We start from the raw sequence: 18023 nt of genomic DNA on the forward strand, positions 1-18023 counted from the left end.
CTGATTGGGGGAGGGTGTGTCGTGAGTCGGGTGATGACATTCGCCGTCGCGATGATGGCCGGGGTCGTCGCGGTGGTCGCCGGTACCGCCTATCTGTCACGCGAACACGAGCCGACACGTCATTACGAGACGGTGCCGCTGAGCTCCTCGCCGAATCGGATCGCGGTGATCGGCGACTCCTACACCTCCGGGTATGAGGACACCGGCCGTGGTGCGGCGAACTGGACCGAGCGGGCGTGGCAGAACCTGGCCGGCCGCGGGGTCTACGTCAGTGCCGACGTGGCGGCCGAAGGTGGCGCCGGTTACGGCGTGCGCGGCAACCATGGCGGCCTTTTCGGGGATCTGACCTATCGCGCGGTGCAACCCGACGACGCTCTGGTGGTGTTCTTCGGGTCACGTAACGATCAGGACGTCGAGCCGGGTCAGTTGGGCCGCCTGATCGCCGACACGCTGAGCCTGGCCCACCGGACCGCACCGGGGGCGCGGATGCTGGTCATCGGGCCTCCGTGGCCCACCGCCGAAGTGCCGGGCAACATCTGGCGGATCCGCGATCTGCTCAGTGCCGAGGCGCGGGCGGTGGGTGCGGAATTCGTCGATCCGCTGGCCGAGCAGTGGTTCGTCGGCCTGCCGCAGCTGATCGGTCCGGATGGCGTGCATCCCACCGACGCCGGTCACGCCTACATGGCCGACAAGATCGCGCCCCTGATCGCGGGACAGCTTCCGAAACGGACCTGAGCAAAGCCGGACGAAATCGGACTGACCCCAGCAGTATTGGCCCATGGACACGATGCGCGTACTGATCACCGGTGGCACCGGATTCGTCGGCGGCTGGACCGCCAAAGCGATCGCCGACGCCGGGCACCGGCCACGCTTCCTGGTGCGCAACCCGGCGGGCCTGCACAGCAGCGTGGAGCGACTGGGCGTCGACGTGTCCGACTATGTCGTCGGTGACATCACCGACGCGGACTCGGTGCGCGAGGCTCTGCGCGGCTGCGATGCGGTGGTGCACGCTGCCGCGGTGGTGGCCACCGATCCACGCCAGACGGCACAGATGCTGGCCACGAACTCGGCCGGCGCACACAACGTGCTCGGCGGAGCTGTTGAACTCGGGCTGGATCCGATCATTCACGTCTCCAGCTTCACCGCGCTGTTCGCCCCGGGGCTGACGACATTGCGGGCCGACCTGCCGGTGGCCGGAGGCGCTGACGGCTATGGCCGGTCGAAGGCCCGTGAGGATCTCTACGCGCGAGGCCTGCAAGACGCCGGTGCCCCCGTCAACATCACCTATCCGGGAATGGTGCTGGGACCTCCCGTTGGAGACCGGCTGGGGGAGGCCGGCGAGGGAGTGCGGGCGGCCTTGCAGATGCACGTCATCCCCGGACAGGACAGTGGCTGGCTGGTCATCGACGTCCGCGACCTTGCGGCCATGCATCTGGCTCTGCTGGAGCCGGGCCGCGGCCCCCGCCGCTACATGGCCGGCGGACAGCGGGTACCGCCGGCAGAGTTGGCCAGCCTGCTGCAGGAACTGTCGGGTTCTCCCATGGTTGCGCTGCCGGTGCCCGACATTGCCCTGCGCTGGGCGGGCCGCCTCTTGGATCAGGTCGAGCGGGCGCTGCCGATCTCGACTCCGTTCACCGAGGCGGGCATGCAGTACTACACCCAGATGCCCGAGTCCGACGACACACCCGCGGAGAAAGACCTCGGGATCGTGTTCCGCACCCCCCGGGAGACGCTGGCCGACACCATTGCGGGGATCCGGGGCTAGTCCCGCTTTCTCCGGGACCTACTCCGGCCAGGGATTGTCGAGGATGAGCTCGGCGAAGTTGGCGGGCACGAAGTCGGGGTCGAAGTGCGCGAGGATGTCGGCGTTCATCGTGCCGAACGTGCTCTGCGGCCGATGCTTCATCCCGTCATTGAAGGCCGACATGATCCGCCGTTTGAAGTCCGGACGTCGGTGCGCGCCGGTGACGGCCGCAACATCCTCGGCGGCAAGGTCATCGAGGCCTATTCCGACCACATCGGTCTCGACCCCGGCGGTGACCAAAGCGACTTCCGGATCGAGGAACTCGGGCACGCCCGGTGTGGTGTGCAGGGCGATGGCGAGCCAGACTTTGGTCGCCGCGGCCTCACCGACGCCGCGTTGCACCAGGAACTCCCGCGCAGCATTGGCGCCGTCCACCTCGAAGCGAAGTGCGGAGGACCGGTAGCCCTCGGTGAGGCCCAGATCGTGGAACATTGCCGCCGCATAGAGCAATTCCAGGTCGGGCCGCAGCCCACGGCGGCGCCCCTGCAGCGCGCCGAAGAGGAACACCCGGCGGGAGTGGTCGAAGAGCAGGTCGTCTTCGGCCTCGCGGATGAACTCGGTGATCTCTCGGGCCAGCGCGGAGTCCGGGATGGTGATGTCGGCGATCGTCTCGATCGACTGGGTCATGAGCACATCTCCTTGCGTGGTGGTGCTGCAATTCTGTGCGCGACCAGGCGGTCCGACCGTAGGCGTTCGCGCCGTCTATCCCACGGAAAGCGACATAATGGCTGCGTGACTGACGCCGGTGCCCGGGCACGGCTGGTGGTGATCGTCGTCTTTGACGACGTCACCTTGCTCGATGTCGCAGGTGCCGCCGAAGTGTTCATCGAGGCGAACCGCTTCGGCGCCGACTACGCCATCACGATCGCCTCGGTGGACGGTCGCGACGTGACCACCTCGATCGGTGCGCGCTTGGGTGTCACCGCGAGTCTGGCCGATATCGGTTCGGCTGACACGATCGTGGTCGCCGGCAGTGACAACCTGCCCCGTCGGCCAGTGGACCCGGCACTCGTCGAGGCGGTCAGGTCGGCGGCGAGCCGTACCCGGCGACTGGCGTCCATCTGCACGGGGTCATTCATCCTTGCGCAGGCCGGCGTTCTCGGCGGCCGGCGTGCCACCACCCACTGGCATGAGGCCCGCTTGTTCGCCCGGGCGTTTCCTGACGTCACCGTGGAACCGGACGCGATCTTCGTCCGCGATGGTGACGTTTACACCTCGGCAGGTGTCTCCGCCGGTATCGACCTTGCGCTGGCCCTGGTCGAGATGGACTATGGCGGCACCGTGGTGCGTGAGGTTGCCCGCTGGTTGGTGGTCTATCTGAAACGCGCAGGCGGACAGTCACAGTTCTCCACGCTGGTCGAGGCGGACCCGCCCCCGCAGTCTGCGCTGCGCAAGGTCACCGATGCGATCGCGGCCGACCCGGCCGACGACCACAGTGTGAACGCCCTCGCAAGACGAGCAGCCTTGAGCAGCCGGCAACTGACACGGCTGTTTCAGTCCGAGCTCGGGACCACCCCGGCCCGCTATGTCGAAATGGTGCGCATCGATGCCGCCCGTGCCGCGCTCGACGCCGGCCACAGCGTCACCGAGTCCGCGCACCGAGCAGGTTTCGGCAGCCCCGAAACACTGCGTCGGGTATTCACCGAACATCTAGGCGTGTCGCCGAAGGCCTACCGGGACCGGTTCCGCACCACCCTCCGAAACTGACGGCCGTCCGCGGCCGTCAGTCCCGCTTGTCGATCAGCTTGCCCAGCGCCACTCCATCGGAGGCCAGCAGTTCGTCGATACGCGGCTGATTGACATCCGCGACGATGATCTCGCCGACCTCCTGGTTGACGTTGGAGAAGATGCCGTTCTCCTTCATCTTCTCGGTCAGGTACAGGTTGTCCTGCGTGGGCGTCACGTAGTGCACCGCGGCGGCCTTGAACCGGTGGATCAACCACACATGGCACAGCGTGATCAGGCGCTTCTGCCGCAGCTTCTCGGCAAAGGTGTTCTGGTCGCGGACCGTCAAGATACTGCGGCCGTGCCGGTCCTTGATCGGGTCGACGATCACATTGGCGAGCTTCTCGTCGTTATTGCCGTAGATGCCCAGTTCCAGCACGTCGGATCCGGGCCGGGTGGGCCGTAGTTGCGCACGCAGCGTCTCGCCCAAGTCGTAGTGCGCGGCCCACAACGCCAGCCAATCCTCCAGCAGCTTCTTGGGCACTTCGGTCTGAACCAGATGCTGATGCTGGGTGGAGCCTGCACCCATGGCCTTGGTGGTGGCGGTGCGCCCGGACGACGCGGCCAGCGCGGCGTCGCTGCGCGGCCCGCCGACCAGCGTCTGCGGCGTGCGGTAGGGCGATTCGACCAAGCGCATCTTGCGCTGCAGGCGGGCCAGCGCCAGCATGCCGTCCTGCAGCAGGGTGGCGGCGAACTCCTCAGAGGCCACCCCGTCGACTTGGTGGCCGCCGTAGGTGATGAAGTTGAAGACGAAGCCCATCTTGCCGAGTTCGGCGGGGAAGGTCCGCATCTGCTCATCGGTCATGCCGGTGGTGTCCCAGTTGAACGAGGGGGACAGGTTGTAGGCCAGCATCTGGTCGGGGTACTGGGCGTGGATCGCCTCGGCGAACTCGCGTGCCTCAGCCAGGTCGGCGGTCTTGGTCTCCATCCACAAGATGTCGGCGAACGGTGCGGCCGCCAAGGACTTGGCGATCGCGTACGGAATGCCTCCGCGCACTTGGAAGTAGCCTTCGGGGGTCTTGGCCCGTTCGCAGTCCCAGCCGGGATCGGCGTTGAGCTCCGCGGCCTTGGCCCGGGCGGTGTAGAGCGGTGCCCGGGCGGCGAATTCGCGCCACTGCTCTGAGCTCATGTCCTTCGGCTCGCCCTCCCGTTCGGCGAACTCGAGCATCTTGGCGACGGCGTCGGCGAAGGTCATCAGCCTCGCGTCGTTCTGCCAGGTCTCGACGAACGTCGACTCGATCTCGTCGAAGATGCGATCCACGGACCGCCGACCGTCGGCGCTCCAGTCCTGCGCCGCCTTGGTGATCAACGCCGTGATGCCGTTGCGTTCCAGCCAGGCCTCGGCCTCGGCGTACTCGCCCTCGGGGAGGGCATAGAGCAGATGACCATTGATCTCGGTGATGCCCGAGCGGTGGAACAGGCGCGTCATCGCCAGGAAACACGCCTTGTAGGAGGGGATCTTCAGGTTGGTGGTGCCCAGGATGAACGGCTGGTCACGTTCGTCGCCGCGGCTCTCCACCAGGTTGGCGGCCTCGGCGTCGGTGCGCGCGACGATGATGCCGGGAACACCCATCAGGTCCAACTGGAATCGGGCGGTGTTGAGGCGCTTGATCTGTTCGTCGGAGGGCACCAGCACCTTGCCGCCCTGGTGACCACACTTTTTGGTGCCGGGGCGCTGGTCCTCGATGTGGTAACCGGGGACACCGGCCTCCACGAATCGGCGGATCAGATTGCGCACGTGCGGATCACCGCCGTGGCCGGTGTCGGCGTCGGCGATGATGAACGGCCGGTAGTCGACGGCGGGGGTGGCGGCGCGCTGCGCCTCGGTCATCTGCAGGCGCAGGTACTGCTGGTTGCGGTCGGCGGTCAGCAGGGCGCGCACCAGCCCGGCCGCCTCATCGGGCACCTGGCTCAGCGGGTAGCTTGCCAGGTCAGGGCCGGGGTCCTCGGTGATGGAGCCCTTCGCCGAGGTGGCCCAGCCGCCCAGATAGATGCCTTCGATGCCGACGCGCTTCATCACCACCGCCTGGCCCGGCGAGTACGGACCGAACGTGGTGATGCTCTTCTTTGCCGCGAACAGTTCACGCAGTCGCAGATAGAACGCACTCGCGGCCTCGCGCGCCACGATGTAGTCCGAAGCGATGGTGCCGCGCTGCTCCACGACCTGGCGCGCACTGTAGAGCCGGGTGATGCCTTCGAACCTGGGGCTGTCGAAGTAGCGCTGCGTGGCCGCGACGTCCGCGTCGATATCGCGTTCGACCGGTGTGCTCGCCGTCGGGTTCGTCTCGATGGTCGTCATGGAAATTCGCTCCCTTTCACCGGGTTCATGCGGTTCCGCGTGCTTCCTGCTCGTATTGTGCCGTCGCACACGAACCGATTGTTCGGTTTTGCCGCACATCTTGGAGCGCGCGGCAACTCAAGGCGTCGAACAGCCGCGAAGCTCTCGGATTCGCCGCCACAGATGGCTAAGCTCAGGCGTTATGACGTCCCGGTCCGACCGGAGGAAAGAGCACTGGGAGCCGCCGCAGCAGCCCGGGGTGGTCGGCCGCTGGGCGGCGGTTCGGATGAGTCGGCGATTCGCCGGGGTGGGCGTCCACATCCCGCCCGCGCGGCTGCGCCAGCTGGCGGTCGGGGCGCCCCCGGCGTCGACGGAGTCGGTCGACTACGCGTTTGCGGTAGCCGCCACGCAGATCCAGCAGCAGCAACGCCTGGCCAGGGCGCGGCGCAATCGGCGGCGTCTGATCAACGCGCTTGTGGTGGCGGGTCTGATGCTCGCGGCGCTCAACCTGCTGATCTGCATGGGGTATCTGTTCATCAGCCTGGCACTGCGCGACCCGGCGATGTGATGTTCGTGAGACCAACTCCCTTGCGGTAGAGCTCCTTTGACACGCCTGTAGGCGTCGCCAGAGCGCTTTGGGACTTAGACTGCGGGACATGACGCAGTCGCAGGGCACCGCCCCCGCCACCGGGCTGGTCCAGATCGAGGAGTGCCTGGACGAGAACGGCGAGATCGTTCTGCCACCCGATGACACGTTGATCTCGCTGATCGACCGCAATATCGCGGCCGTCGGTGACGCCGTGGCCTTTCGCTACCTCGACTATGCCGGCCCCGAAGAGGGCCAAGCGATCGAGCTGACTTGGGCGCAGCTCGGGCGGCGCCTGCGCGCGATCGGGGCCCGGCTGCAGGCCCTGGCGGTTCCCGGTGACCGGGTGGCGATCCTCGCGCCGCAGGGTCTGGACTACATCACCGGGTTCTACGCCGCCGTCAAATGTGCCACCGTCGCCGTACCGCTCTTTGCTCCCGAGCTACCCGGCCACGCCCAACGCCTCGACACCGCGCTGCGCGACTCGGCTCCCGCCGTGGTCTTGACGACCGTTGCGGCACGGCGCGTCGTCGACGAATTTCTGGACAAGGCGTCACTTGAGCGGAAGCCCCACGTGCTCGTCATCGACGAGATACCCGACTCGGCCGGCGAGGCCTTTGTCCCGGTCGCCATCGATGTCGATGACGTGTCACACCTGCAATACACCTCGGGAACCACGCGCCCACCCGTCGGTGTGCAGGTGACGCACCGGTCGGTCGCCACCAACCTGCTGCAGATGATCCTGTCGATCGACATGCTGGACCGAAACACCCACGGGCTCAGTTGGTTGCCGCTCTATCACGACATGGGCCTGTCGATGATCGGCTTTCCCGCCGTCTACGGCGGGCACTCCACTCTTATGTCGCCGACGGCGTTCATTCGCAGGCCGCAACGCTGGATCAACGCGCTCTCGGACGCCTCTCGACGCGGCCGGGTGGTGACCGCGGCACCGAATTTCGCCTACGAGCTGACCGCGGCGCGGGGCCTGCCGGCGCCGGACGCCGACATCGACCTTGCGAATGTCGTGATGATCATCGGGTCGGAGCCGGTGAGCATGGCGGCGATCACCGCCTTCAACCAGGCATTCTCGCCGTACGGCCTACCGCCCACCGCCATCAAGCCGTCCTACGGGATCGCCGAGGCCACCCTGTTCGTAGCCACCATCGCCCCCGACGCCACGGCGAGCGTGCGGTACCTGGATCGTGAACAGCTCGGCGCCGGCCGGGCGTGCCCGGTGCCCGCCGACGCCCCCGGTGCGGTGGCGCACGTCTCGTGCGGCCAGGTGGCTCGCAGCCTGTCGGCGGTGATCGTCGACGCCGAGGTGGGAGCGGAATTGCCCGACGGGGCCGTCGGCGAGATCTGGTTGCAGGGCGACAACGTCACGGCGGGCTACTGGGGTCAGCCCGAAGAGACCCTGCGTGCGTTCGACGCCCGCCTGCGCTCGCCGCTGCAGCGGGGCAGTCACGTCGGGTCTGCCCTCGCCGACGGTGCCTGGCTGCGCACGGGTGACCTGGGCTTCTACCTGGACGGTGAACTCTATGTGGCCGGCCGCATCGCTGACCTGATGGTCTTCGCCGGACGTGGCCACTACCCGCAAGATATCGAGGCCACGGTGGCGCACGCCTCGCCCCTGGTGCGCGACGGTTACGTGGCGGCGTTCGCGGTGTCAGCCGACGGCGTCGACCAGCTGGTGATCGTCGCCGAGCGTGCGACCGGCACCGGACGCACAGACCCGGCTCCGGCGATCGACGCCATCTGCGCGCGGGTGCAGCAGGTGCACGGGGTCACGGTCGCCGAGGTGCGATTTGTGCGCGCCGGGGCCATTCCGCGGACCACCAGCGGCAAACTCGCCCGCACGGCATGCCGGCAGCACTACCTGGCGGGTGCGCTCGGCGCGCACTGATCGGGCTGCGACTGTCGCAGTGCCACCGGCGCCGGCCGCACGCGCCGGATGTTTTGGGGCCACCAGAACCACCGGCCCAACAGCGCGGCGATCGACGGGGTCAGGAACGAGCGCACGATCAACGTGTCGAACAGCAGGCCGAGCCCGATGGTGCTGCCGGCCTGGCCGATCGAATACAGGTCGCTGGCCGCCATCGACATCATCGTGAAGGCGAACACCAGGCCCGCGGCGGTCACCACCGAGCCGGTGCCGCCGATCGAGCGGATGATCCCGGTCTTGAACCCGGCGCCGATCTCCTCTTGGAATCGCGAGACCAGCAGCAGGTTGTAGTCAGAACCGACCGCCAAGAGGATGATCACGCCGAACACCGGTGCGATCCAGTTCAATTGGAGCCCCAGGATGTGTTGCCAGACCAGCACGGTCAGCCCGAACGCCGCGCCCAGCGACAGCAGCACCGTGCCGACGATCACCGCGGAGGCGACCAGCGCCCGGGTGATCAGCAGCATCACGATGAAGATCAGTGTCACCGCGGCCACCCCGACGATCAGGATGTCGTAGGTGGATCCCACCTGAATGTCCTTGTAAACCGCGGCGGTTCCGGTGAGGTAGAACTTCGCGTCGGTCAACGGCGTCCCCTTGACCGCGTCATGGGCGGCGGCCAGCATCGGCTCGACGAACGCGATGCCCTCCGGCGTGGCCGGGTCGGCGTCGTAGGTGACGATGAAGCGCGCCGCCTTGCCGTCGGGGGACAAGAACAGCTTGAGTCCCTTCTGGAAGTCCGGATTGTCGAACGCCTCTGGAGGCAGATAGAAGTAGTCGTCGGACTTGGAGGCGTCGAAAGCCTGTCCCATCGCGCTGGCGGTGTCGGTCATCCTTGCCATCTGCGTCACCAGCCCGGAGAAGCTCGAATGCATCGAGAGCAGGCTGGACTGCATGGATTTCGCGACCGCGATCATCGGGTCGAACTGGTCGACCATCTGGGGGATCACGGTGTTCATCTCGGCCATGTCGGCCAGCAGGGGCCGCATACTCTCGCTGAACCTGTCCATGCCGTCGTAGGCATCGAAGACCGACCGGATCGCGTCGCACGCCGGGATGTTCAGACAGTGCTGCTCCCAGTAGAAGTAGTTGCGGATAGGCCGCACCACGTCATCGAAATCCGCTATGTGATCGCGGATCTCGTCGACGGTCGCGGTCACCGTGGCCATGTCGGCGCCCATCTTCTCGGTGGTGCCGTTCATCCGGGTGACAAGGTCGCGCAACCGCACCATGGAGTCCACCGTGGCGCCCAGATCGTCGCTCATCGTGACCATGTCGGCCAGGCGATCGGTCATGAACTGCAGGTTCTCCTGAATCGGGACGGCCTGCATGCTGATCTGGAAGGGAATCGAGGTGTGGTCGATCGGGCTCCCGAGGGGTCGCGTGATGCTCTGCACGCGCTCCACTCCACGAGTGCGGAACATGTTCTTGGCGACGCGGTCCAAGATGATCATGTCGGCCGGGTTGCGCAGGTCGTGATCCGTCTCGATCATCAGGACGTCGGGGTTCATCCGGGCGGCGCTGAAGTGGCGTTCGGCCGCGTCGTACCCCACGTTCGCCGGCAGGTCGGCCGGGATGTAGTGGCGGTCGTTGAAGCTGATCTTCATGCTGGGCACGGCCAGCATCCCGACCAGCGTCACCAGCAGCGCCGCCACGAAGACCGCACCGGGCCAGCGAACATTGGCGGTGCCGATGCGCCGCCAGCCGCGTCCTTCGGCGCGTTTCGGGTCCAGCAGGCCGTGCCGGGTCGCGATCGCGACGATGGCCGGGGCCACGGTGAGCGCACCGGCGATCACCACCAGCAGGCCCAACGCGGACGGAATGCCGAGCGCTTTGAAGTAGGACAACCGGGCGAAGTGCAGACACAGGGAGGCACCCGCGATGGTCAGCCCGGAACCCAAGATGACGTGCCAGGTTCCGCGGAACATGGAGTACCACGCGGTCTCGGGGTCCTCTCCGGCGTTGCGGGCTTCGTGGTAGCGGCCGATCAGAAAGATGGCGTAGTCGGTGCCGGCGGCGATCGCCAGAGACGACAGCATGGCGACCACGAACGTCGAAAAGCCCAGTAGGCCATAGTGGCCCAGCAGGGCGACCAGGCCGCGGGCGGTGCCCATCTCGAACCCCACCATCACCAGGGCGAGCGCGACGGTGGCGGCAGAGCGGTAGACGATCGCGAGCATGATGATGATGACCAGACCGGTCACACCCATCATCTTGAGCATGCTCTTGTCGGCGGCCTCGTTCATGTCGGTGGTCAGCGCTGCCTGACCGGTGACGTAGGCCTTGACCCCGGCCGGCGGGGGCACCGAGGCGACGATCTGGCGAACCGCGTCGACGGACTCGTTGCCCAAGGTGCTGCCCTGATCGCCGGCGGTGTTGATCTGCGCGTACGCGGCACGGCCATCGGTGCTCTGCACCCCGGCAGCGGTGATCGGGTCGCCCCACAGGTCCGCGATGTGCTGGACGTGTTCGTGATCGGCAGCCAGTTTGGCGATCACGGTGTCGTAGTAGCGGTGCGCTTCCGGGCCCAGCTCGTGCTGGCCTTCCAGCACCAGCATCACCATTGCGTCGGAGTCGAATTCGGAGAAGGTGGCGCCGATGTGCTTGGCCGCGATCATCGACGGGGCGTCCTGTGGAGACATCGTCACGGCGTTCTCGCGTGCCACCGATTCGATCGGCGGAACCAGCACGTTGAGTCCGACGGTCAGCAGCAGCCAGAAGATCACCAGCGGCCAGGCCAGCCGGCGAATCGCCCTCATGTACCCGGGGCGCAGGGTGCCCTGGCCGCTCATGCGCCCTTGACCAGACAGAAGACCTGGGCGTGGTGCCCGGTGGCGAACTGCTCATCCTTGATGGCGCCGTTGACGGTGATGCGGCAGCCGATCTGGTCGCCGTCGCCCTGCGCGACGACGTTGCCGATGACGGACGGGCTCGTGGTGCTCATCTCCAGGGTCCAGGGCAGGCCGGCGAAGCTCGCCTGCTCGGGCTGGGCCTCGCGGTTGAGATAGCTCACGGCTCCGCTGGCGGACGCCGGCCCGAAAACCTCGTAGCGGAGCTGCTTTTCGTTGATCGATTCGATCACGCGTGACCCGCTGCCGTCCCAGCGAAAGATCTCGTCGGCGCCGAAGGCTCCGCGCAGGTTGACCACCGCCAGCGTGCCCATGAGTGCCGCCACTGTCACCACGACAGGCACCCATGCTCGGTTCACCCACGCGCGCACGCCGATCACCTCCCGATATCGTCCCACTTGGATCACTTCGTGAATACTATACCCCGTAGGGTATCCAGATATTCCCGACTCGGCACGGCGGGTGGCGGGGATCGGGTCAGCCGATAGGGTGCCGCACCTGGGCGGCCACCGCTTCGCCGAGCCAGCGCCGGAGGTATCGGCGCAGCTCGTCGGGGGAGCGGGCGGGATCGTCGGGTGCCACGATGAACGACAGCATGACCCGCAGGGCGAACTCCACGAGTTCGCGCAGCGCCGCCTCGTCGTAGCCGTGCTCACGCCAGTCGACGTCGAAGCGTTCGATCATTCGCATTCCGAAGGCTTGGGCCTGTTCGGAGGCCATCTCGCGGTTATGCGTGGAGGATGTCGAGAGCATGACGCCCAGGTGCGGAGAGCGGGCAACCGCGTCCAGGGTGTAGACCGCCCCTTCGGCGAGCGCATCGGCGGGATCGTGGATGCCGCGCACATGCTCGGTCAGGCGGTCGAGGAAGTCGTCTACCGAGGCGATGGCCACGGCCCTCATCAGAGCGTCGGCGGTGGGGAAGTAGCGGTACACGGTCTGCCGGATCACTCCCAGGGAGCCGGCGACGTCGGCCAGCGACACGGCCGATCCCGTCTCCGCCACCAATTCGACGGCGACGTCGATGATCCGGCGGCTCGCCTCCTCGTCGGTGTGCGGCGGATTGCCGCCCCAGCCGCGCCGTCGGGCCATCAATGGCCTGCTTGACAACGGTGATGCATAGAACAATCATACGCGAAGGCGTCCAATTGTATGTTTGAAGTCGAGGTAGTGATGACTGACCTGATCGTGCGCAAACTGCGGTTCGCGTTCGCCGAGTACCCCGTGCCGTTCCTCTGGAACGAAGCCAATCCGGCGTTCTCGTCGATGGCCAATGCGGTCTCGCTGCTGGCGATCGGCTTCGAGAAGATGATCGGCGGCATGATCGCCGAGGCGATGCCATTGATCACCGACCCGGCGGTCGCCGAAGAGGCCGACGCCTTCGTGCGCCAGGAGGGCCAGCACTCGATGGCCCACAGGGGCCACGCGAAGGCGCTGATCCGGGCCTATCCGGGGCTCAAAGAGACCGTCGATGCATGCAATGCCATGTTCGACACGATGTCTGCCGAGAAATCACTGGATTACCGGTTGGCCTACACCGCCGATCTTGAGGCGACCTTCACCCCGGTCTTCAAGCTGATGCTCGACCACGACGACACCCTGTTCGCGCCCGGCGATGATCGGGTGGCCTCTCTTTTCCTGTGGCACTTCGTCGAGGAAGTCGAGCACCGCAGCTCCGCGCTGTTCATCTACGACCACGTCATCAACGACCCGTGGTACCGGATGCGGATGGCGCCGTCGATCTTCAAGCACGTGATGAGTGTGATGAAGGTGGCGTGCGAAGGGTTCAACCGGCACGTCCCGTTGGAAGACCGCAAGGTCGACGCGCTGTCGCTGTTCAGCACCTATCGGGCCAAGCAGGCGTGGCGGCGCCGCGTCCCGTTCGGCTGGCCCGCTGATCAGGGACCGGTGGCCGACGCGTTCAGTCATCTGCCAAAGCGTGAAATGCTCACCGCGGTAAGCGGTATCGTCCGCAGTCAGCTGCCCAACCACAAGCCGGCTCACGAGAAGATCCCGGCCCTGGCCAACCAGTGGTTCGCCCGCTATGACGACGGCTACGACGTCACCAAGTGGTACACCGCGGAAGAGAAGAGCGCCTGATGCCCGACCTGTGCACCCCGACGTTCGAGCGGCTGGCCGCGTCACTGGGATTCACCTGCGGAGACACCGGTGGCCTGCTGGAATTCCGCAGCCCGCTGCAGCTGGAGAACTGGACGCTTCCTGTCCTGGAGATCACCGTGGTGATCGGGGCGGTGTTGGCGCTGGTCTACGCGATCAGGCGCTACCGCCGCGGTGACGCCACCAATCTGGCGCTGTGGTTCGGCGCGATCGCCTACCTGCTGATCATCGAACCGCCCCTGTACTTCCCCGGAGCGTTCGGCATCGCCGACCACGTCGACACGATGTTCGCCCACAACCTGTTCAGCGTGGAGTTCCTGTGGGGCCGGCTGCCGCTGTACATCGTGGCCATCTACCCGATGATGGCCACGATCTCCTTTGAGATCGTTCGCATCCTGGGGGTCTTTCGCCGCTACGGCGCGATCGTGGGAGCCGTCTGCGTCGGCTTCGTCCACCACGCCTTCTATGAGATCTTCGACCACCTCGGCCCGCAGCTGCGCTGGTGGGAATGGTCGGTGGACAATCCGCTGAACCAGCCCATGTTCACCTCGGTGCCCGTGGGCAGCGTGGTGGTGTTCGCCGCGCTGTGGCCGGCCTCGCTGGCGCTGTGTGTGCAACTGTTCGTCGGCCGGCAGGTCGACGCGGGCCGACGTTTCGGCGGTCTGCAGCTGACCTGGCGCACCCTCGTCATCGGGATCCTGGCCGCGCTCGGAACATTCATCCTGCCGCTGCCGGCCACGCTCCTGGGCGCCGCCACCGATGGCAGGCTTCTGGGAATCGCCTACGCCGTAGAGCTTTTCGCCATCACCGCCGTGGCCATTCCGGTTCTGATCGCCCAGTGGCGGCGGTTGCGCCTGAATCTGTTCACCGCAGGCCGTTACGACAACCCCCTGATGGTTCGGTACGCCGCGGCCTACCTGTCGGTGATGACGGTGCTGTGGTTGATCGCGTTGCCGGCCTACCTCGATGCCCAGGATGGAGTGACCGCCGACGGTGACCCGGTCGGATCGCTGTGGTACGTGACGCTGTGCTTCACGGTCGCCTACTTCTGTGTGGCCGCGGCAGCCACCGTGCCGCCGATCCTGGCGCCACAGGCCGACGCCGCCGAACCGGCGCTCGCCGGGCGCTGAACTCTCGACGAACACGGCCCGGCGTCGACGCCGACGGAGGCGCTTGGCACACTGTTGCCATGGCGCAGATCACGTTACGTGGAAACCAGATCAACACCTCCGGTGAGTTGCCGGCCGTCGGCTCGGCGGCCCCGGCTTTCACCCTGACCGGAACCGACCTGAGCGTGGTCGACAGTGGCAGCTTTGCCGGTAAGCCGGTCCTGCTGAACATCTTCCCGTCGGTCGACACTCCGGTCTGTGCGACCAGCGTGCGCACCTTCAACGAGCGCGCTGCCGCCGCGGGTGCGGTGCTGTGCGTCTCCAACGACCTGCCGTTCGCCCTGAAGCGCTTCTGCGGCGCCGAGGGCATCGAGAACGTCACCAGCGCCTCGGCGTTCCGGGACAGCTTCGGCGGCGACTACGGGATCACCATGACCGATGGTCCGCTGGCCGGGTTGCTGGGACGGGCCGTCGTGGTGATCGGTGCCGACGGCAACGTCGCCTACACCGAGCTGGTGCCCGAGATCGGCCAGGAGCCGGACTACGACGCGGCCTTGGCGGCGCTGACCGGCGCCTGAGCTATCAGCGGGTGATTCGGGAGGTCAGCGGCCCCGCCAACGCGGTGGCCGCTGCTCCCGCCACGCCTGCAGCCCCTCGGTGACATCCTCGGTGGCCGCGGCCACCTTGCGCATGGTTTCACCGAACCGGACGGCGTCGATCCAGCTGATGTCGGCCCCGCGCCAGGCCACCTCTTTGGTGGCCCGCTGAGCCAGGGGAGCGGCTTTGGTGAGCCGGTGCGCCCAGGCCAGCGCTGTTTCCTGCAGTTCGTCGGGCTCCACCAGCTGCCACACCAGGCCGATCTCCTTGGCGCGCTGCGCGCTGATCGCTTCGCCGGTCAGCAGCAGTTCCATCGCGTTGGCCCAGCCCACCCGCTGGGGCAGCCGGATCGCGCCGACGATGGTGGGCACTCCCAGCGATACCTCCGGGAAGCGGAACACCGCATCGGTGCTGGCGATCACGAAGTCGCAGAACAACAATCCGGTCAGGCCGTAGCCCACACATGGGCCGTGTACGGCGGCGATGGTCGGCTTGAACAGCTCCATGCCCGACTCGAAGGAGTTGATGGTCGGCTTCTCCCAGAAGGTTCCCGGAAACGTGCCGACCGCGCCCGCGGAGTCCTTGAGATCGGCTCCGGCGCAGAACACATCCCCGGTGGCGGTGAGAATCCCGACCCAGGCGTCCTCCTCGGCGCGGAAGCGGTCCCAGGCGGCGTTGAGGTCGCCGCGCATCGCCCCGTTGATGGCGTTGCGGGCCTCGGGACGGTTCAGGGTGATGGTCGCGACGTGCTCGTGACACTCATAGGTGACCAGGGGCATGGCGCCACTCCTTCTCATCGCCGCGCTCCGCATCGTCATAGCGCGGGCTCATGGCTGCACCGTACCGTCGGAGTCGTGCGGTGGATCGTCGACGCGATGAACGTGATCGGTGTGCGCCCGGATGGCTGGTGGAAGGATCGCCACGCCGCGATGGTCCGGCTGACCCGATGTCTCGAAAACTGGGCGGCGACGCAGTCCGGCGAGGTCACCGTCGTGTTCGAGAAGTCGCCGTCGCCGCCCATTGCATCGGACGTCGTGACCATCGCGTGGGCTCCTCGCGGTGGTGCCAACTCCGCCGATGACGAGATCGTCCGGCTGGTGGGCGCACACGGCCGGCCGCCGGACATCACGGTGGTGACATCGGATGTAGCGCTGGCGCAGCGGGTCACCGCCGCCGGCGCGGCGACGTTCCCGGCGGCACGCTTTCGGCGCCTGCTGGAATCTTCGGGCGACCCCTAGGACCCCTAGGGCCCCTAGGGCCCCTAGGGTGTGGCCGCCGCCGCATTGGCCCCGGCGCGGCGTCCCGCGAACACGCAGTCGGCGATCGACAGTCCGCTGACGTAGGAGCTCGAGGCGACACCGATGGCGGTGCGTCCCGCGCTGTAGAGACCGGGAATCGGTTCGCCGTCGGCGTCGAGCACCGCGCCGGTGTCCTCGGCCACCCGAACACCCCCCAGAGTGAGCATCGGGGTGGGCCGTAAGACGTTGGGCCGCACCGAGATATCCATCAGGGTGAACGGTCCTTGATCGATCCGCCGGCAGAAGTCCGCGGGTTTACCCGCCGGATCCGGCGCACCCGAGTCGATCGCCTCGTTGTGCGCGGCGACGGTGGCCGCCAGGCCCTCGGGGTCGATGCCGGCGGCCCGGGCCGCCTCGGTCAGCGTGGCACGCCGCACGGCGCCGCCGAACATCAGCGCAGCGCCCTGTGCGCGCTGGAACCAGAGGGTCTGAGTCAGCAGCTGACCGCGAGCCTCGGACATCAACCGGGCGTCGGCCACAATCCAGCCCTGCCCACCGTGGTTCTTCACCATGGCATGACCGACGGCGGCACCGTAGCGCGACTCATCGATCACTCGCTGTCCCGCGGCATCGACGATGATCGCGGAGATGAACGCACTCGGCGGCGTGATGAACTTCCACACCGACACGTTGTCCATCCGGTCAGCCACCGCCCCGACACTCTGCGCCAGCGCGATGCCGCTGCCGTCGTCGCCGCTCGTGCCCAGCGGCAGCCCACCGTTGAACTCCGGGGCGTAGCGCTGGCGCCATTGCGTGTTGGCGATGAAGCCGCCCGCGCAGATGATCACGCCGCGTCGCGCGACGATGTCGATGACCCGGCCGTGACGGCGCTGAAGTCTTGCCAGGCGCCGGTCCATCGCGGCGCGCAGCGGCGGGTAGTAGACACCCGGTTTCGACGAGAGGGCCGACAGTAGGGCGTAACGACGCTGGACGCGGGCCGGTGCCTGGCCCATGGTGGTGGCCCGCACGCCGATCACCCGCCCGGACGGGTCCTGCAGCAACTCGGTAACGGTGGTGTGCGGACGGAAGTCCACACCGAGCCTGCGGGCCGACTCGGCCAGTGGCGCGTAGATCTTCTTGCCGGATGTGCCCTTGCCGTACGCGCGATGGCCACGCTGCACCGGCGGGGTGTGCGCGCGGAATGCCCCGGCGTTCTCACTTCCCGAGTGATACAGGTAGTAGCGGTTGTTGGGAAACGACGTCTTGTAGGGGCACAGGCCCGAGTTGAACGGCACCCCGCGGGCGGCGAGCCAGTCGATCATCTCGGGGCTGCCGTCGACGAAGCGTTGCAGTGTGTCGGGCGCGACGGCGTCGCCGACCTCCAGGCGCAGGTAGTCCAGCATCTGCTCGGGGGTGTCGTGGACGCCGGCATCCTTCTGGACCGATGTGCCGCCGCCGGCGTAGATGATGCCCCCGGAGATCGCCGTGGCGCCGCCACCATTGGCGCGATCGACGGCGATGACCTCCGCGCCCAGTTCGCGTGCGGTGATGGCTGCGCAGGTACCGGCCGCGCCGTACCCGACCACGACGACGTCGGTCGTCACGCTGGTGGTGGTCATGGACACTCCTTAGGCGAGGCGAATTGAACGGCCATCAATCTAACAGCCACTAGTCTTCCCATTACAGAAGTGACCAGGGCAGATTGACCGCATAAGGCCGCAAAGCGGAACACGTTCTAGCCCATCTGGACGCACCGGTTGCCGGCCCTGCGCCATTCGGG

16 protein-coding genes are annotated in these 18023 nt (G+C 67.1%); 9 read left to right on the forward strand and 7 right to left on the reverse strand.

The window, feature by feature from the left end:
- The first annotated feature begins 21 nt into the window (after positions 1-21).
- Positions 22-735, forward strand: coding sequence for an Rv0518 family GDSL lipase (locus tag BST15_RS05645; protein ID WP_046190520.1), 714 nt, complete (start codon positions 22-24; stop codon positions 733-735).
- A 52-nt stretch (positions 736-787) separates the two neighbouring features.
- Positions 788-1765, forward strand: coding sequence for an NAD-dependent epimerase/dehydratase family protein (locus BST15_RS05650; protein ID WP_046190526.1), 978 nt, complete (start codon positions 788-790; stop codon positions 1763-1765).
- Between the two features lie 18 nt (positions 1766-1783).
- Here the strand turns inward: BST15_RS05650 and BST15_RS05655 are convergent, their stop codons facing one another.
- Positions 1784-2437 carry an HD domain-containing protein gene (locus tag BST15_RS05655; protein WP_109370755.1) on the reverse strand — a complete coding sequence of 218 codons (654 nt, stop codon included), beginning with the start codon at positions 2435-2437 and terminating at the stop codon, positions 1784-1786.
- Between the two features lie 99 nt (positions 2438-2536).
- On the opposite strand from BST15_RS05655, the gene BST15_RS05660 reads away from it, so the two are divergent.
- On the forward strand, positions 2537-3511 hold the full coding sequence (locus BST15_RS05660) for a GlxA family transcriptional regulator (RefSeq protein ID WP_234708244.1): 975 nt from the start codon (positions 2537-2539) through the stop codon (positions 3509-3511).
- Positions 3512-3527: 16 nt separating this feature from the next.
- Here BST15_RS05660 and aceA read toward each other — a convergent pair whose 3' ends face one another.
- The gene (gene aceA, locus BST15_RS05665; protein ID WP_046190518.1) at positions 3528-5828 is read right to left on the reverse strand and encodes an isocitrate lyase ICL2; all 2301 of its coding nucleotides are present in this window, start codon (positions 5826-5828) and stop codon (positions 3528-3530) included.
- Positions 5829-6009: 181 nt separating this feature from the next.
- Here aceA and BST15_RS05670 point away from each other — a divergent pair, with 181 nt between their 5' ends.
- Positions 6010-6375: a hypothetical protein gene (locus BST15_RS05670; protein ID WP_046190517.1), complete on the forward strand. Its 366-nt coding sequence runs from the start codon at positions 6010-6012 to the stop codon at positions 6373-6375.
- Positions 6376-6463: 88 nt separating this feature from the next.
- On the forward strand, positions 6464-8296 hold the full coding sequence (locus BST15_RS05675) for a fatty acyl-AMP ligase (protein WP_046190516.1): 1833 nt from the start codon (positions 6464-6466) through the stop codon (positions 8294-8296).
- On the opposite strand, the gene BST15_RS05680 is transcribed toward BST15_RS05675, so the two are convergent.
- From BST15_RS05680 to BST15_RS05690, 3 genes are all read right to left on the reverse strand, one after another.
- Positions 8266-11127, reverse strand: a complete 2862-nt coding sequence (locus tag BST15_RS05680) for an MMPL/RND family transporter (RefSeq protein WP_046190515.1) — start codon at positions 11125-11127, stop codon at positions 8266-8268. The genes BST15_RS05675 and BST15_RS05680 overlap by 31 nt on opposite strands.
- On the reverse strand, positions 11124-11555 hold the full coding sequence (locus BST15_RS05685; RefSeq protein WP_083070851.1) for an MmpS family transport accessory protein: 432 nt from the start codon (positions 11553-11555) through the stop codon (positions 11124-11126). Before BST15_RS05685 ends, BST15_RS05680 begins: the two co-directional genes overlap by 4 nt.
- A gap of 106 nt (positions 11556-11661) precedes the next feature.
- Positions 11662-12273: a TetR/AcrR family transcriptional regulator gene (locus BST15_RS05690; protein WP_046190514.1), complete on the reverse strand. Its 612-nt coding sequence runs from the start codon at positions 12271-12273 to the stop codon at positions 11662-11664.
- Between the two features lie 81 nt (positions 12274-12354).
- Between BST15_RS05690 and BST15_RS05695 the strand changes: the two genes are divergently transcribed.
- The 3 genes from BST15_RS05695 to tpx are packed head-to-tail and all read left to right on the forward strand — an operon-like array spanning position 12355 to position 14986.
- Positions 12355-13281, forward strand: a complete 927-nt coding sequence (locus tag BST15_RS05695) for a metal-dependent hydrolase (protein ID WP_046190523.1) — start codon at positions 12355-12357, stop codon at positions 13279-13281.
- On the forward strand, positions 13281-14429 hold the full coding sequence (locus BST15_RS05700) for a hypothetical protein (RefSeq protein ID WP_046190513.1): 1149 nt from the start codon (positions 13281-13283) through the stop codon (positions 14427-14429). The genes BST15_RS05695 and BST15_RS05700 overlap by 1 nt, the downstream gene beginning before the upstream one ends.
- Positions 14430-14488: 59 nt before the next feature.
- On the forward strand, positions 14489-14986 hold the full coding sequence (gene tpx, locus BST15_RS05705; protein WP_046190512.1) for a thiol peroxidase: 498 nt from the start codon (positions 14489-14491) through the stop codon (positions 14984-14986).
- 24 nt (positions 14987-15010) lie between these two features.
- Here the strand turns inward: tpx and BST15_RS05710 are convergent, their stop codons facing one another.
- On the reverse strand, positions 15011-15784 hold the full coding sequence (locus tag BST15_RS05710; protein WP_046190511.1) for an enoyl-CoA hydratase/isomerase family protein: 774 nt from the start codon (positions 15782-15784) through the stop codon (positions 15011-15013).
- A gap of 75 nt (positions 15785-15859) precedes the next feature.
- Here BST15_RS05710 and BST15_RS05715 point away from each other — a divergent pair, with 75 nt between their 5' ends.
- On the forward strand, positions 15860-16243 hold the full coding sequence (locus tag BST15_RS05715; protein WP_046190510.1) for an NYN domain-containing protein: 384 nt from the start codon (positions 15860-15862) through the stop codon (positions 16241-16243).
- A 23-nt stretch (positions 16244-16266) separates the two neighbouring features.
- On the opposite strand, the gene BST15_RS05720 is transcribed toward BST15_RS05715, so the two are convergent.
- Positions 16267-17862: an FAD-binding protein gene (locus BST15_RS05720; RefSeq protein ID WP_046190226.1), complete on the reverse strand. Its 1596-nt coding sequence runs from the start codon at positions 17860-17862 to the stop codon at positions 16267-16269.
- Positions 17863-18023: the final 161 nt, after the last annotated feature.

The sequence above is a fragment of the Mycolicibacter arupensis genome (genome assembly GCF_002086515.1).
Taxonomy (GTDB): Bacteria; Actinomycetota; Actinomycetes; order Mycobacteriales; family Mycobacteriaceae; genus Mycobacterium; species Mycobacterium arupense.

Bases quoted from the DNA above. Each gene is read 5' to 3' on its own strand.
- BST15_RS05650 (WP_046190526.1), top strand. From the start codon at position 788: ATGCGCGTACTGATCACCGGTGGCACCGGATTCGTCGGCGGCTGGACC.
- aceA (WP_046190518.1), bottom strand. From the start codon at position 5,828: ATGACGACCATCGAGACGAACCCGACGGCGAGCACACCGGTCGAACGC.
- BST15_RS05670 (WP_046190517.1), top strand. From the start codon at position 6,010: ATGACGTCCCGGTCCGACCGGAGGAAAGAGCACTGGGAGCCGCCGCAG.
- BST15_RS05675 (WP_046190516.1), top strand. From the start codon at position 6,464: ATGACGCAGTCGCAGGGCACCGCCCCCGCCACCGGGCTGGTCCAGATC.
- BST15_RS05680 (WP_046190515.1), bottom strand. From the start codon at position 11,127: ATGAGCGGCCAGGGCACCCTGCGCCCCGGGTACATGAGGGCGATTCGC.
- BST15_RS05690 (WP_046190514.1), bottom strand. From the start codon at position 12,273: ATGGCCCGACGGCGCGGCTGGGGCGGCAATCCGCCGCACACCGACGAG.
- BST15_RS05695 (WP_046190523.1), top strand. From the start codon at position 12,355: ATGACTGACCTGATCGTGCGCAAACTGCGGTTCGCGTTCGCCGAGTAC.
- BST15_RS05700 (WP_046190513.1), top strand. From the start codon at position 13,281: ATGCCCGACCTGTGCACCCCGACGTTCGAGCGGCTGGCCGCGTCACTG.
- tpx (WP_046190512.1), top strand. From the start codon at position 14,489: ATGGCGCAGATCACGTTACGTGGAAACCAGATCAACACCTCCGGTGAG.
- BST15_RS05710 (WP_046190511.1), bottom strand. From the start codon at position 15,784: ATGCCCCTGGTCACCTATGAGTGTCACGAGCACGTCGCGACCATCACC.
- BST15_RS05720 (WP_046190226.1), bottom strand. From the start codon at position 17,862: ATGACCACCACCAGCGTGACGACCGACGTCGTCGTGGTCGGGTACGGC.